The organism is Paraburkholderia sp. BR10872, from assembly GCF_040965835.1.
Taxonomy (GTDB): Bacteria; Pseudomonadota; Gammaproteobacteria; order Burkholderiales; family Burkholderiaceae; genus Paraburkholderia; species Paraburkholderia nodosa_A.
Map to the genome: position 1 here is coordinate 65,061 of NZ_JBFRCN010000045.1, position 13,976 is coordinate 79,036.

13 protein-coding genes are annotated in these 13,976 nt (G+C 65.2%); 6 read left to right on the forward strand and 7 right to left on the reverse strand.

All coding sequences use genetic code 11. The features are described 5' to 3' along the window. Positions 1 to 3: 3 nt before the first annotated feature. From AB4Y43_RS29170 to AB4Y43_RS29185, 4 genes are all read right to left on the reverse strand, one after another. Positions 4 to 1,062 carry a substrate-binding domain-containing protein gene (locus AB4Y43_RS29170; RefSeq protein WP_342950067.1) on the reverse strand — a complete coding sequence of 353 codons (1,059 nt, stop codon included), beginning with the start codon at positions 1,060 to 1,062 and terminating at the stop codon, positions 4 to 6. A 24-nt stretch (positions 1,063 to 1,086) separates the two neighbouring features. After that, positions 1,087 to 2,325 carry an SfnB family sulfur acquisition oxidoreductase gene (locus AB4Y43_RS29175; RefSeq protein WP_342950068.1) on the reverse strand — a complete coding sequence of 413 codons (1,239 nt, stop codon included), beginning with the start codon at positions 2,323 to 2,325 and terminating at the stop codon, positions 1,087 to 1,089. Positions 2,326 to 2,390: 65 nt separating this feature from the next. Then, complete coding sequence (locus AB4Y43_RS29180; RefSeq protein WP_368729383.1) at positions 2,391 to 3,449, reverse strand: ABC transporter permease; 1,059 nt, start codon at positions 3,447 to 3,449, stop codon at positions 2,391 to 2,393. Next, the gene (locus tag AB4Y43_RS29185) at positions 3,446 to 4,933 is read right to left on the reverse strand and encodes a sugar ABC transporter ATP-binding protein (RefSeq protein WP_342950070.1); all 1,488 of its coding nucleotides are present in this window, start codon (positions 4,931 to 4,933) and stop codon (positions 3,446 to 3,448) included. The genes AB4Y43_RS29180 and AB4Y43_RS29185 overlap by 4 nt, the downstream gene beginning before the upstream one ends. Positions 4,934 to 5,256: 323 nt before the next feature. Here AB4Y43_RS29185 and AB4Y43_RS29190 point away from each other — a divergent pair, with 323 nt between their 5' ends. From AB4Y43_RS29190 to AB4Y43_RS29210, 5 genes are all read left to right on the forward strand, one after another. Beyond that, positions 5,257 to 6,501 (forward strand): acyl-CoA dehydrogenase family protein, encoded by a 1,245-nt coding sequence (locus tag AB4Y43_RS29190; protein ID WP_342950071.1) that lies wholly within the window; start codon positions 5,257 to 5,259, stop codon positions 6,499 to 6,501. 5 nt (positions 6,502 to 6,506) lie between these two features. Beyond that, positions 6,507 to 7,925, forward strand: a complete 1,419-nt coding sequence (locus AB4Y43_RS29195; protein WP_342950072.1) for an LLM class flavin-dependent oxidoreductase — start codon at positions 6,507 to 6,509, stop codon at positions 7,923 to 7,925. Between the two features lie 178 nt (positions 7,926 to 8,103). Next, the gene (locus tag AB4Y43_RS29200) at positions 8,104 to 8,883 is read left to right on the forward strand and encodes an amino acid ABC transporter substrate-binding protein (RefSeq protein ID WP_342950073.1); all 780 of its coding nucleotides are present in this window, start codon (positions 8,104 to 8,106) and stop codon (positions 8,881 to 8,883) included. A gap of 13 nt (positions 8,884 to 8,896) precedes the next feature. After that, positions 8,897 to 9,574, forward strand: a complete 678-nt coding sequence (locus tag AB4Y43_RS29205) for an amino acid ABC transporter permease (protein ID WP_069266816.1) — start codon at positions 8,897 to 8,899, stop codon at positions 9,572 to 9,574. Continuing rightward, a complete protein-coding gene (locus AB4Y43_RS29210; protein WP_368602080.1) occupies positions 9,574 to 10,332 on the forward strand; it encodes an amino acid ABC transporter ATP-binding protein in 759 nt (252 codons plus the stop codon). Before AB4Y43_RS29205 ends, AB4Y43_RS29210 begins: the two co-directional genes overlap by 1 nt. A 44-nt stretch (positions 10,333 to 10,376) precedes the next feature. Here the strand turns inward: AB4Y43_RS29210 and AB4Y43_RS29215 are convergent, their stop codons facing one another. Together AB4Y43_RS29215 and AB4Y43_RS29220 are read right to left on the reverse strand one after the other, a co-directional pair. Then, on the reverse strand, positions 10,377 to 10,721 hold the full coding sequence (locus AB4Y43_RS29215) for a DUF3088 domain-containing protein (protein WP_342950075.1): 345 nt from the start codon (positions 10,719 to 10,721) through the stop codon (positions 10,377 to 10,379). 104 nt (positions 10,722 to 10,825) lie between these two features. After that, complete coding sequence (locus AB4Y43_RS29220; protein WP_342950076.1) at positions 10,826 to 12,169, reverse strand: LLM class flavin-dependent oxidoreductase; 1,344 nt, start codon at positions 12,167 to 12,169, stop codon at positions 10,826 to 10,828. A gap of 188 nt (positions 12,170 to 12,357) precedes the next feature. Here AB4Y43_RS29220 and AB4Y43_RS29225 point away from each other — a divergent pair, with 188 nt between their 5' ends. Then, positions 12,358 to 13,392: a sulfonate ABC transporter substrate-binding protein gene (locus AB4Y43_RS29225; RefSeq protein ID WP_342950077.1), complete on the forward strand. Its 1,035-nt coding sequence runs from the start codon at positions 12,358 to 12,360 to the stop codon at positions 13,390 to 13,392. 87 nt (positions 13,393 to 13,479) lie between these two features. On the opposite strand, the gene AB4Y43_RS29230 is transcribed toward AB4Y43_RS29225, so the two are convergent. Further along, positions 13,480 to 13,976: TCP-1/cpn60 chaperonin family protein (locus AB4Y43_RS29230; protein ID WP_368729384.1), on the reverse strand; the 497-nt coding region annotated here is incomplete at its 5' end.

Here is a 13,976-nt window from a genome sequence, read left to right on the forward strand (position 1 = left end):
GGGTTACTGATCGACGGGAATCCAGTTCGCCGTCGCCGCGTCGCTGGCCCGGAATGCCGGGAATTTTGCCCCCAGTTCCGCGATGGTGTGGATATCGTTCTTGACAAGATCGTCGCGCGTGACGAGCGCGGGCTTCACGAGGATGTGATGGTCGAGCGGCTGCCCGGCCACGTCGAGCGCCGCGGCCCGCACCGATACGGCGCCCACCACGGCCGGGTTGGTCGCCGCGGTGGCGACCCACGCGCTGTTCGGCGCGCGAATCGCCTCGATGTCGGCAGTCGAGATGTCCGCGCTGTAGATCCGCACCTTGCTCGCCACGTTCGATTCATTCGCCGCGAGATTGGCGCCGCGCGCAAATTCGTCATAGGGGGCAATGACCACGCGAATATCCGGATGCGCGCGGTAGGCGGCAGCCGCCTGATTGGCAACCGACTGCGCAATCGGATTGTCCACGGTGCCCCAGCGCGCCTTTTCCTGGATGCCGGGATGCTCGTGCTTGAACGTCTGCCAGACGACGTCGCGCCGGTCGAGCGGCGCAAAGCCCGCTACGTACACGTAGCCCGCGGAAAACGCGTTGCCATTGTCCTTGACGGCCTGAGCGAGCAGCAGCGAAGCGAGGTCGCTGTCGCTCTGCTCGATTTGCGGGACCCTGGGGTTCGTCAGATTGACGTCGAAAGCGACGACCTTGATGCCCTTGTCGAGCGCCTGCTGGACGACGTCCTTGAGCGACTCGGGCAAGCCGTGATTGACGATGATCGCCGACACGCCCAGATTGATGGCCTGCTGGATCTGGTCGCGCTGCTCGGCCGCGTCCTGGCGCCCTTCGTAAATGCGCAGGTCGATGCCGAGCGCCTTCGCCTGCTTCTGCGCGCCCGCCTCGTAGGCCTGGAAGAAGTCGCCCTCCGAAAGATAATTAACGAGCGCGATCTTGACGCCGCCTTTGTCGAACGGCGCCGGGGCGCCCGCCAGGGTGGCCGCCTGCGCCGTGAGCGTGCCGAACAGGGCCGCCGTGCAGAGCGCCAGCGCGCTGTTGCGAATGAGCCGTTGAATCGATGTCTTCATGACGTTCCCGTTTGTGCGATGGGGTCAGTTCCAGGCGTGACGTGCCGGCTTGACGCCGTTGAGGTAGTAATTGCCAACAAGGTGATACTTCCAGCGCACCGGATCGTGCAGCGTGTGCGTTCGTGCGTTGCGCCAGTGGCGGTCGAGGTTGTGCACGTCCAGCGTCGACTGCGTGCCGGCCAGTTCGAACAGCTTCTCGCCGGCCAGCAGCGCGACTTGTGTCGTGAGCACCTTCGCCTCGCCCACGGCGACCGAGGCGCGCGCCACGTCGTCCTCCGTCGTCTCGCCCTTTGCGGCGAGTTCGTCGAGTACACGCGCCGCACGCTCGAGCAAGGCCTCGGCGGCATGCAGCTGGATATGCAGATTGCCGACCTCGCGGATCGTCAGGGGGTCGTCGCTTGCACGCTCGACGCCGCTATCGACCCACGGCCGCGAGCGAGAGCGCACGAACGCGAGCGTGTCTTCGATCGCCGCGCGGGCAATGCCTGCGTCGATGGCGGCCTGGATGATCTGCGAGAGCGGACCGTTGAGCGTGGGCTGCTCCGACACGCGATGCGCGGGCAACACGAGCCGTGCCGGCACGCGCACGTTCTCTAGCGTCACGGTGCCGCTCGCGGTGGTGCGCTGGCCGAAACCGGACCAATCGTCGACCACGCTGAGCCCTGGCGTGCCGCGCGGAATATAGGCGAGCCAGCCCCTGCGGTCCTCGTCGAGCCCGAGCACGGGAACGTAATGCGCGAACAGGGCGCCCGTTGAATAGAACTTGGTGCCGTCCACGACGTAGTGGTCGCCGTCGCGGCGCACGCGTGTCTTCAGGTCGAGCACGTGTTTCGTGCCCTTTTCCGAGAAGCCGTTGCCAAAGCGCTTGCCGGCGATGACTTCGCCGAACAGCTCGCGCTTTTGCTCCTCGGTGCCCGTCAGGGCGATCACATCGACGAGGCCGAAGTGATTCTGCGGCAGTTGCCCGAGCGACGGGTCCGCAGCCGCAATGATCTTGACGACCTCCGTGAGCGTGACGTTAGACACGCCAGCGCCGCCATACGCTTTGGGCACCGTAATGCCCCACAGCCCCGAGCGCGAAAACCACTCGATCTCCTCGTGCGGCAGGCGCCGCTCGCTGTCGCGCTGCGCCGCGCCAACGGCCAGCCGCGCGGCCAGTTCCGTTGCGACCGCGATCGCTTCGTTTTCCGTAGCAATCACATGCGCGGCCTCCGCTACGGGAGCGGCGCCCAGTGTCTCGCTGCCTGCCAGTGTCTCTGCCATGATTTGCTCCGCTCGATCAGATTGTGTAACTCGCTAACCACGAAATTGCCGGGCGTCTGCCGGCTTCAGTTGCGCCCTTCCGCCCGGCGCCCGATGCTGAACGTGAACGCCAGCGCCACGACCAGCAATGCGCCCTTGATAAAGTCCTGGAGGTAATACGGGGCGTTGAGCATCGTGAGCCCGTTGAGCAGCACGCCGACGAACACCGCGCCGATCACCGTGCCCGGAACATTGGGCCGCTTCGCGCCCCATACCGCATAGCCAACCAGCGCTGCCGCCACCGCATCGAGGAGCAACGAATGCCCCGCGCTCACGTCGCCTCGCCCCACGCGCGCGGCGATGAGCAGCCCGCCGAGCGAGGCGATCGTCGCGGAAGCGACATAAGCCGCGAGCCGGTAGCGGGCCGTTGGCGCACCGGCCAGCCGGGCCGCCGTCTCGTTGCCGCCGATCGCATAGACCACCCGGCCCCAGCGCGTGGAGCCCATGACGAATGAGACGAGCGCGGTCAGCACGAGCAGCATGATGACAGGCACCGGCACCACATCGAGGAGGCGTGCGCGGCCTAGCGCGAGAAACGCATCGGGGAACGTGCCGCTCGCTTCGGTGCCGTCGGGCAGGATCGTGCCCCTCGCAAGCGAGCGGCCCCCCGTGGGAATCAGTTGCAGGCCTGCAAGCAGGAAGAGCGTGCCGAGTGTCGCGAGCTGGTCCGGGACATGCAGGCGCGTGATCAGCAACCCGTTGAAGAGCCCCGCCGCCACACCCAGCGCGAGACACGCGAGCACGGCTTCCCAGCCGTTGCCGTGCCACACCACGAGCACATAGCTAGCGGCCATCTGCGCCGAGGCGGCGACACTGCCCACGGAAAGATCGAAGCCGCCCGCGGCGAGCGTGACCGTTACACCGATGCCGAGCAACGCCACGATCGAGACGGCCTGCAAGATGCTGAACAGGTTCGCGACGTTCAGAAACGCGGGTTCGCGAACCGTGAAGATGACGCCAAGAGCGACGAGCACGAGCAGTAGCCCGCCGCGCTCGAGCGCGACGAAGAGGCTGTGCCGGCGCTGCCGGGTCGTGTCGCGCGCGGAAGACTCGTCCGATGCTGCCGTGGGTGTGATGGATCTCATGAGTGGGCTGATAAGAAGGATTCCGCTACGGCTACGCGTTCGACTGTGCCGCGGTCGAACAGGACGATGCGGTCGGCGACTTCATGCGCCTCTTCGAGGTCGCTGACGAAAACGAGCGTCGCGCGCGTAGCGGCGCGCTCGCGCAACGCGGCGGCGATATCGGCCCGTGCGCCCGCATCGACGCCCTGGAACGGCTCGTCGAGCAGCAGCAGCCGGGCCGGCTCGGCGTGCCAGCGCGCGAGCAGCACTTTCTGCTGATTGCCGCCCGAAAGCCGCGCGACGCGGTCGTCCGGACCCGAGCAGCGAATGCCGAATGTCTCGATGGCGTCTTGTGCCTGCGCGGCTTCGCGATCGCGAGGCAGGCCCACGCCGCGCTGCCAGCGGGACAGAAACGGAAAACTGATCGTGCCGGCGATCGATGCGAACGCAACGGTGTCGGGAAAGAGTGACGTGCGCCACCGGTCTTCGCCGGCGAGGAATACGCCCGCGCGGATCGCGTCGGTTGGCGAGCGCGGGGCCCAGGCGCTGCCGTAAAGGCGCATCTCGCCCGCGGCCGCGCGCAACGCGCCGAATATCACCTGGGCAAGCCTCGACTTCCCCGCGCCGACCGGGCCGACAACCGCGACGATCTCGCCTTGCTGCACGTCGAGATCGAACGCGTCGCCATGCGCCGTGAGGCGCAAGCCGCGCAGCCGCAATGCGGGTTCCGCGCCCGCCTCGCCTGGGCGTGGCAAGACTCGCGCCTGCGGCAGTGCGCGGCCGATCATCGCCTCCAGCGCCGCGTCGAAATCGATGGGCGCGCTCTGTTCGGACACGATGCGGCCGTCACGGAGCACGGCCACCCGCGAAGCCAGTCTTCGCAGGTCGCCAAGCCGATGCGAGACGAGCAGCACCGCCACGCCCTCCGCGCGCAAGTCATCCACTAGCGCATGGAGCCGTGCGGCCTCGCTCGTGGAAAGGCTGGCCGTAGGCTCGTCGAGAATCAGCAGCCGCGGGCGCGAAGCCAGCGCCCGCGCGATCACCACGCGCTGCTGGCCGGCGAGAGAAAGCGAACCGAGCGGTGCGGTGAGATCGGCTTCGAGCCCCACGCGCGCGGCCAGCGCGGCTGCACGGGTGTAGCGGGAGGCGCGCGGCGTCCACCAGCGCGCTCCGCCGCCGCAAAGTTCGTCGAGCAGAAGATTGTCGGCAATGGACAGCGCGGGCACCACGGCGTCGGCAATGCTCTGATGCACGGTCGCCACGCCCAGACGCTTCGCCGCCTGGGGCGAACCCGGCGCATAGGCGTGTTCGCCGAGCGTGAGCCCGCCTTCGTCCTGCGAATTCACGCCGCTCAGGATCCTGACGAACGTCGATTTCCCGGCGCCGTTCGCGCCCATCAGCGCAACGACCTCTCCGGCGTGGATGGAAAAGTTCAGCCGCGACAGCGCGAGCGTCGCGCCAAAACGCTTCGTGATCGAGTGGGCAGTCAGAATCGGAGCGGACATCGCTGGGTTAGCCGGTTGGGGATCGCTAGCGGACAGTGCTGCCCATCGTAGCGAGGCATGGGAGGGAGCCCAACGAAGCGATGCTCATATTCATGCGTCTGCATTTGATAAGGCGCCCTACCGAAAGCGGCCTGACAGCAACAGGGCGTATCCGCTGTCGCAACAGCCAATTCGACGACATTGCAAAGAACGCGCAGAAGCAAATCGGGCAAGCCGATATCGATTCATCAATCAGTTATTGGAGCCGCAGCGCGCGGGTTTCTATACTTTTCTTCTTCGCTGCGTGGTGCGCAGTCTCTCCACCCCCAACCGAGAAAGAACGCATGAATGTCTCCCGATCCCATGACGCGCTCTCGCAACGCGCCGACTACGAAACCCTCGCCGCCCGCTTCCGCCCGATCTTCACGGAGATCGGCCGCGAAGCCGCCGAACGCGAGCGCTCGCGCACGCTGCCGCATGACGCGATTGCCGCGCTCAGGCAAGCGGGCTTCGGCGCCGTGCGCATTCCGGTGCGTGACGGTGGCGCGGGTGCTTCGATCGCGCAGTTGGCGCAACTGCTCATCGAGCTTGCCGCCGCGGACTCGAACCTGCCGCAGGCGCTGCGCGGGCACTTCGCCTTCGTCGAGGACTGGCTGAACGTGCCTGCCGGCGCGGACCAGCGCGCATGGTTCGATCGCTTCGTGAGCGGCCAGCTCGTCGGCAATGCATGGACCGAGGCTGGCGACGTCGCGCTCGGCCAGATCAACACGAAGGTCGCGCGCCGCGACGGCGGCTTCGTGCTCAACGGTTCGAAGTACTACAGCACCGGCAGCCTCTACGCGGACTGGATCGACGTGTCCGCGCAGCGCGAAGAAGACGGCAGCGACGTGATCGTGGCCGTGGCGACGGACCAGCCCGGCGTGCTTCGCGAAGACGATTGGGACGGCTTCGGCCAGACGACCACGGGCAGCGGCACCACGCTCTTTCGCGACGCCGCGGTCGAGGGCCGCAACATCATCGACTTCAGCCGCCGCTTCAAATATCAGACCGCGTTCTATCAGCTCTTTCACGTCGCCACGCTCGCAGGAATTGCCGAGGCAGCGAGGCGCGATGCCGCCACCCTCGTGCGCAGCCGCAAGCGTATCTACAGCCACGGCAACGCGCCGCGCGTGAGTGACGACGCGCAGATCCAGCAGGTGATCGGCGAGATCGCCTCATGGGCCTATGGTGCAAAGGCCGTCGCGCTGCAGACTGGAGAAGCCGCACAGCGCGCTTACGAGGCGCGCTTCGAAGGTGACGACGAGGCCGAGCGCGCGGCAAACGTGGAAGCCGAAATCGCTTCGGCACAGGCCCAGATCGTCGCCTCCGAATTCGCGCTGCGCGCGGCGACGCATCTGTTCGATGCGCTCGGCGCGTCTGCCATCCGCGCCGGCCACGCGCTCGACCGCCATTGGCGCAATGCACGCGCGGTGTCGTCGCACAATCCGCTCGTCTACAAGGCGAAGATCGTGGGTGACTGGACCATCAACGGCACCGAGCCGCCCTTTCTCTGGCAAATCGGCAACGGACAGGAACGCGGGAGTAATTGAACATCATGAGCAAAACCATCCACCTGAACGCGTTCGAGATGAACTGCGTGGGCCACCAGTCGCCAGGCCTCTGGACCCACCCGCGCGATCGCTCGTGGCAATACAAGGATCTCGATTACTGGACCGACCTCGCGAAGATACTCGAGCGTGGCGTCTTCGACGCGATCTTCATCGCAGATGTAATCGGCTACTACGACGTCTACAAAGGAAGTAACTATCACGCGCTTCATCAGGCCGCGCAGATTCCGGTCAACGACCCACTGCAACTCGCCGCGCCCATCGCGATGGTGACTTCGCATCTAGGTATTGGCATCACGGCCTCCACGAGCTTCGAGCACCCCTACACGTTCGCGCGGCGTCTGTCCACAGCCGACCATCATACGAAGGGGCGCCTCGCGTGGAACATCGTGACGTCGTATCTCGAGAGCGGCGCGAAGAATATCGGGCAAGGCGGCCTGCGCGACCACAACAACCGCTACGAGGTCGCGACGGAATACGTCGAAGTGCTCTACAAGCTGTTCGAGGGCAGCTGGGAAGACGGCGCCGTGGTGCGCGACCGGGACCGGCGCGTGTTCACGCACCCGGAGAAAGTGCACGAAATCGGCCACAAGGGAAAGTACTTCGAAGTGCCAGGCTATCATCTTTGCGAGCCCTCTCCGCAGCGCACGCCGGTGCTGTTTCAGGCCGGCGCATCGGGCCCCGGCAAGACGTTCGCGGCGCAGCATGCCGAATGTGTGTTCGTCGCGGCGCTCACGAAAAACCTGCTGCGCGACTATGTGGCGGACGTGCGCCGCCAGGCGGCGCTCGCCGGGCGCGATGGCAACAAGCTGCTGATCTACAACCTCGTCACCGTGATCGTCGACGAGACCGATGCCAAAGCACAGGCGCGCTTCGAGGAGTATCAGCGCCACGTCTCCTACGACGGCTCGCTCGTGTTCATGTCGGGCTGGACCGGCATCGACTTCGGGCAGTACCTGCCCACCGACACAGTCAAGCGTGTGCAAACGAATGCGATCCATTCGGCTGTCGAACATCTCTCGGGCGGCGACACGACCTGGACCATCGAAGCGCTGGCGAAGTGGGGCGGCGTAGGAGGAATGGGACCGGTATTCGTCGGCTCCCCCACGACGATTGCCGACATCCTCCAGGAGTGGGTCGAAGAGACCGGCGTGGACGGATTCAATCTGGCGTACGCGCTCGCGCATGAGACCTTCGAGCATGTCGTCGAGTACCTCGTGCCCGAGCTGCAGCGCCGCGGCGTGTACCCGTGCGACTACGCGCCGGGCACCTTGCGCGAAAAGCTCTTCGGCGGCGGTGCGCGATTGCCCGACGAGCATCCGGCGGCGCGCTATCGCGACATCGAGCGAGTGAAGCGCGAATCGGCCGTTGAGACGGGCGAAGTGGTTCCCGCCCCGGCTGCGTAAATCAACATAAGCAACCCAAAACAGGAAGGCGCATCCGTGGATGCAGCACATCCGTCGTTATATTCCACCAGCGCATATGCATAGCGAATGTGTCTGGTTTGCAGGCAGACACGCCGACAGTAGAATCCGTCGACTCACTGATGCCGTCAACGAAACTCTCATTACGAACATTTCAATCATGAAAGCCATCCGCTCCGCTCTTTTCGCCGCTCTGCTGTCGGTCGTCGCCGCGGCGCCGGCCCTCGCTGCAGACGAACTCGCGCAGGTCAAGTCGTCCGGTGTGTTCCGTGTCGGCACCGAAGGCACTTACGCGCCGTTCACCTACCATGACGAAACCGGCAAGCTGACCGGCTTCGACGTCGATATCGCCACGGCCATCGCACAACGGCTTGGCGTGAAGCCGCAGTTCGTCGAAGGCAAATGGGATGGCCTGATCGCGGGCCTGGACGTCAATCGCTACGACGCCGTGATCAACGAGGTTTCGATCACCGACGCACGCAAGGCCAAGTACGATTTTTCGAAGCCGTATATCTCGACGCACGCCGTGCTGATCGTGCGCTCGGAGAACACGACCATCCATTCCTTCGACGACCTGAAGGGCAAGAAGTCGGCCAATACGCTGACCAGCAACTTCGGCAAGCTTGCCGCGTCGCATGGTGCCGACGTCGTGCCGGTTCAAGGTTTCAACGAATCGATCGATCTGCTGACGTCGGGCCGCGTGGACGCCACCGTCAACGACGCGCTTTCGTTCCTCGACTTCCAGAAGCACAAGCCGGACGCGAAACTCAAGATCGCCGCCATCGACGCGTCTTCCGCTGACGACCAGTCGGGCGTGCTGCTGCGCAAGGGCAACCCGGACCTGGTCGCGGCCGTCGACAAGGCGCTCGCCGATATCAAGGCCGACGGGACCTACGCGAAGATCTCGCAGAAGTATTTCGGCAAAGACGTTTCGCAATAAGGCGGACTGAACGATGCCGGCATGGCTGCATTTGATGGCGCAATCGTTGTGGCCACTGCTCTACGCGGGACTGGTCTTTACCGTCCCGCTCACGCTGGCTTCGTTCGCGATCGGTATGGCGCTCGCGTTCTGCGCGGCGCTCATCCGCCTCTTCGGGCAACGCTGGGCGGTCGCGGCCGTGCGTTTCTATATCTGGCTCTTTCGCGGCTCGCCACTGCTCGTGCAGCTGTTCGTCATCTTCTACGGGCTGCCCAACGTGGGCATCGTGCTCGATCCGTTGACGGCGGCCATCATCGGCTTTTCACTCAATGTGGGCGCTTATAACGCGGAAGTCATTCGTGGCGTGATCGAATCGATTCCGCGCGGCCAGTGGGAAGCCGCCTACTCGATGAACATGACGCGCGCGCAGGCGCTACGCCGCGCCATCCTGCCGCAAGCGATTCGCGTAGCGTTGCCCGCGCTCTCGAACTCGTTCATCTCGCTCGTGAAGGACACGTCCCTCGCGGCCGTGCTGACCGTGCCGGAAATCTTTCAGGCTGCACAACGCATCGCCGCCGTGACTTACGAACCCCTCATTCTTTATACCGAGGCCGCACTGATCTATCTCCTGTTCAGCTCCGTGCTCTCGCAGGCGCAAGGGCGTCTCGAAGCGCGCTATGGCCGCCATGCCCTGTTCCAGGCAGGGCGCTGATGATCCACATCGAGACACTCCACAAGTCGTTCGGCGACCACGAGGTGCTCGCGGCCATCGACCTCACGCTCAAGGCCGGCAGCGTCACGGCGCTGATCGGGCCGTCCGGCAGCGGCAAGAGCACGCTGCTACGCTGCATCAATCTGCTCGAAATGCCAGACTCCGGCACGTTGAGCGTGGGCGATGCCCGCCTCGAATTCAGCCGCGGCCGGCGGCTCTCCCACGCGGAAATCGCCTCGGTGCGTCGGCATACCGGCATGGTGTTCCAGAACTTCCAGTTGTTCCCGCACCTGAGCGTGATCGAGAATGTGATGGAAGGTCTCGTCACGGTCCTCAAATGGGAGAAGGAGCGAGCCCGCGAGCGCGCTGCCGCGCTGCTTGCGAAAGTGGGGATTGCCCAGAAGGCGGACGCATGGCCCTCCACGCTTTCGGGCGGCCAGCAGCAACGCGTGGCGATCGCGCGCGCACTCGCGCCCTCGCCCCAGGTGCTGCTCTGCGACGAGCCGACTTCGGCGCTCGACCCCGAACTCTCCGCGGAAGTGGTCGACGTGCTGAGGCAGCTCGCGCAGGAGGGCACGACCATGCTGATGGCGACGCATGATTTGCGGCTCGCGGCTTCCGTCGCGCACGACGCAGTCTTTCTCAAGGAGGGTGCGATCGTCGAAGCCGGCCCGTCGCATGAACTCTTCGCGCGGCCGCGCGATGCGCGCACGGCTCGCTTCGTCTCTACGCTTACCCAGGCCCTTCCGCCGCTCTGAGCCCACGCAGGCGGCGTCGCCCGACGCCGCCTGATCGTATCCGCTCAATGCACCCTGGGAAAACCGTGACGATCGGCAAGCAGCGCGAGAATGCGTTTCGTGTCGGTTACGAAGTGACGGCCGTTCAGCGTCTGTACGCCCTCGGGTACCGGATGCTCGTCGCCCAGCACGAGCACGGGCAACCCCTGATGCGCCTCGTCGAGCACGTCGATCACGGCCGCCCGCGGGCGCGCAAACGGCAGGCGTTTCACATCGAGCCGCGCGACGCGCTCGGGCTCGGACACGAGCAGTCCTTCTATCGGCGCGCCGTCCGGGCAGATGAAACGCTCGCCGGGACGCGCGGGGTCAGTGAAGCCAGGTTCCAGCAACAGCAGCAGGTCTCGAGTCATGGTAGATCGACGCTCCGTGATCGAATTGAGGGCACACGGGGATTGTCGTGCGCGGCGGCCACTGCCGCCACGAATGAATCGATCCAACAATATTCGCGCCGCTGCTAACCGGCATTTTGGCTGACCGCAAAAAACCGGTTCTCCGGTCTCGGCAGGCCGAGATGTTCGCGTAGCGTATTGCCCTCGTACTCGCGACGGAAAATGCCGCGCCGCTGCAACTCGGGCACGACTTTCTCCACGAAGTCGTCGAGGCCCGCGGGCAGATACGGGAACATCACGTTGAAGCCATCGCTGCCCGCCTCCACCAGCCATTGCTCCATCTCGTCCGCGATCGAATCCGGTGTGCCGACCATTTGCAGGCCCGAGTAACCGCCCACGCGCTGCGCGAGCTGGCGAATCGTCAAGCCCTCGTCGCGCGCCCAGTCCACCACGCGTTGCCGCGCGGTACGGCTCGCATTGCTCTCCGGAATCTCGGGCAGCGGGCCGTCCGGCTCGAAACCGGAGACGTCGTGACCGAGCGCGATCGAAAGCGAGGCAATGCCGCTGTCATAGTGCACGAAGCTGTCGAGACGTTCGCGCTTCTCGCGCGCCTCTTCCTGCGAGTCGCCCACTACGACGAACGCGCCAGGCAGGATCTTCAGATGATCGGGATCGCGGCCCAGCTTTTCCATGCGCCCCTTCACGTCGGCATAGAAACGCTTGCCGGCTTCGAGATTCGGCTGCGCGGTGAAGACCGCCTCGGCCGTTTCGGCAGCGAGTTGCCGCCCGGCCTCCGACGATCCGGCCTGCACCACCACCGGCCAGCCCTGCGGCGGCCGCGCAATATTGAGCGGCCCGCGCACGCAATAGTAGTCACCCTTGTGCGCGAGCACATGGAGCTTCTCCGGATCGAAATACTCGCCGCTCTCCACGTCGCGCAGGAATGCATCGTCGGCCCAACTGTCCCAGAGGCCAGTCACGACGTCGAAGAATTCGCGGGCGCGGCGATAGCGTTCGTCGTGCTCCACGTGTTCCTCGAGGCCGAAATTGAGCGCTGCGTCTGGATTGGAAGTCGTCACGAGGTTCCACCCGGCGCGGCCGCCGCTCAGATGATCCAGCGAGGAGAAGCGGCGCGCGACATGATATGGCATGTCGAACGTCGTCGAAGCCGTTGCGACGAGTCCGATCTTCTCCGTCACGGCGGCAAGCGCCGAGAGCAAGGTGAACGGTTCGAACGAGGTGGCGGTGTGGCTTCGCTTGAGCGCGTTGACCGGCATGTTCAAGACGGCGAGGTGGTCGGCCATGAAGAACGCGTCGAAACGCGCACGCTCGAGCGTCTGCGCAAAGCGCTTCAGATGCGCGAAATTGAAATTCGCGTCAGGGTACGCACCGGGGTAACGCCACGCCCCCGTGTGCAGGCTGACGGGGCGCATGAATGCGCCGAGATGCAACTGTCGGTTACGGTTCATCGCTTCGGCCGCCGGAAAACGAAAGTCACAACATACTCCGGATCGGCAAACTCCGCTGAGGGCGTCAGCGCAGATAAGCATCTGACAATATCTTGGTTGTGCCGATGTTGAAACAGATTAAGGTGAGAGATGGATCGCCGCGCACCCGCGGCAGTTTCAACATGCATCTTTAAACAGGCAACGGCACGATGTCGAACGACAACTACGACCATCACGACGACCACACGGCAAACGGCGCACGCCGCAAGCTATTGAAGCTCGCAGCGGGGGCCGCGACGGCCGCCGCGCTGCGTGGCGCAACGGGGCTCACGAGCGCTGCCGCGTTGACGCTTCAAAGCGGCGCGGCACGCGCGGACGAAGGCCGGGTCCTGCGCATCGGTTTCCAGAAGTACGGCAACTTTGTGGTGCTAAAGGCTCAGCACACGCTGGAGAAGCGGCTCGCGCCGCTCGGCTTCACCGTGCAATGGCTCGAGTTTCCCGGTGGCCCGCAGTTGCTGGAAGGGCTTGCCGCCGGCGCAGTGGATGTCGGCACCGTGGGCGAAACGCCGCCCATCTTTGCGCAGGCCGGCGGCGTGGATTTCGTCTACATTGCCAGCGAACCGCCCGCGCCGCAGGGTGAGGCCATTGTCGTGCACGAAGATTCGCCGATCCGCACGCCCGCCGACCTGCGCGGCAGGCGCGTTGCGTTCAACAAAGGCTCGAACGTGCACTATCTGCTCGTCAAGGCGCTGCAGAGAGCCAACCTCAAGTATGAAGATATCCAGCCCGTCTATCTCGCTCCCGCCGATGCGCGCGCCGCATTCACGAGCGGCAGCGTGGACGCCTGGGTGATCTGGGATCCCTACCTCGCGGCAATCGAACGCCAGGCGAAAGTGCGTTCGATCGCGAACGGCGAAAACCTCGTTCGCAATACACAGTACTACATAGCAAGCCGTAACTTTGCGAACGCACATGCGTCTGTCCTGCATGCGGTCGTGGAGGAAATCGGCGCCGTGGACGCCTGGGCACGCGACAACGTTCCGGCCGTTGCGGCTCAACTGTCACCGCTTGTCGGCCTCGACGCGTCGACGCTCGAACTCGCCCTCAGGCGCGCGAGCTACGGCGTGCAGCCCGTCGACGCGCCCACGCTCGCCTACCAGCAGCAAATTGCCGATACGTTCTCCGAACTCAAGCTGATCCCGAAGAAGCTCGTCGTCGCCGATGCGCGCTGGCAATCCGCCTGAGCGCGCTGACGCCCGGTTGTCGAGACATGGCAGCCGCGCCTGGCATCACGCCAGGGCGGCCTTCCCCCCTTGCCCGGCAAAACCGGCCTAGAAGCCGAGATCGGCGCCGCCAGGGCCACCCACCGGCGCTTGCGCCGCCTGGGCTTTGGGAGCCTCATGAACCGTGGCATCGGTCGTGAGCAATAGTCCCGCCACCGAAGCCGCGTTTTGCAGCGCCGTGCGCGTGACCTTGGTCGGATCGAGCACGCCCTTTTCGACCAGATCGCCGTATTCGCCCGTGGCCGCGTCGTAACCGAAGTTGCCCGTGCCTTCCGCGACCTTCGCCGCGACCACGCTCGCTTCTTCGCCCGCATTGCTCACGATCTGACGCAGCGGTTCTTCCAGTGCACGCAGCACGATCTTCACGCCCGCCGTCTGGTCGGCGTTCTTGCCCTTCAGGTCGAGGATCGCCTGACGCACGCGGATCAGCGCCACGCCGCCACCCGGCACGATGCCCTCTTCCACGGCCGCGCGCGTGGCATGCAACGCATCGTCCACGCGGTCCTTCTTTTCCTTCACTTCGATCACGGTGGCGCCGCCCACCT

Coding starts and splice junctions, on each gene's coding strand:
- AB4Y43_RS29170 (WP_342950067.1), bottom strand. CDS start 1,062: ATGAAGACATCGATTCAACGGCTCATTCGCAACAGCGCGCTGGCGCTC.
- AB4Y43_RS29175 (WP_342950068.1), bottom strand. CDS start 2,325: ATGGCAGAGACACTGGCAGGCAGCGAGACACTGGGCGCCGCTCCCGTA.
- AB4Y43_RS29180 (WP_368729383.1), bottom strand. CDS start 3,449: ATGAGATCCATCACACCCACGGCAGCATCGGACGAGTCTTCCGCGCGC.
- AB4Y43_RS29185 (WP_342950070.1), bottom strand. CDS start 4,933: ATGTCCGCTCCGATTCTGACTGCCCACTCGATCACGAAGCGTTTTGGC.
- AB4Y43_RS29190 (WP_342950071.1), top strand. CDS start 5,257: ATGAATGTCTCCCGATCCCATGACGCGCTCTCGCAACGCGCCGACTAC.
- AB4Y43_RS29195 (WP_342950072.1), top strand. CDS start 6,507: ATGAGCAAAACCATCCACCTGAACGCGTTCGAGATGAACTGCGTGGGC.
- AB4Y43_RS29200 (WP_342950073.1), top strand. CDS start 8,104: ATGAAAGCCATCCGCTCCGCTCTTTTCGCCGCTCTGCTGTCGGTCGTC.
- AB4Y43_RS29205 (WP_069266816.1), top strand. CDS start 8,897: ATGCCGGCATGGCTGCATTTGATGGCGCAATCGTTGTGGCCACTGCTC.
- AB4Y43_RS29210 (WP_368602080.1), top strand. CDS start 9,574: ATGATCCACATCGAGACACTCCACAAGTCGTTCGGCGACCACGAGGTG.
- AB4Y43_RS29215 (WP_342950075.1), bottom strand. CDS start 10,721: ATGACTCGAGACCTGCTGCTGTTGCTGGAACCTGGCTTCACTGACCCC.
- AB4Y43_RS29220 (WP_342950076.1), bottom strand. CDS start 12,169: ATGAACCGTAACCGACAGTTGCATCTCGGCGCATTCATGCGCCCCGTC.
- AB4Y43_RS29225 (WP_342950077.1), top strand. CDS start 12,358: ATGTCGAACGACAACTACGACCATCACGACGACCACACGGCAAACGGC.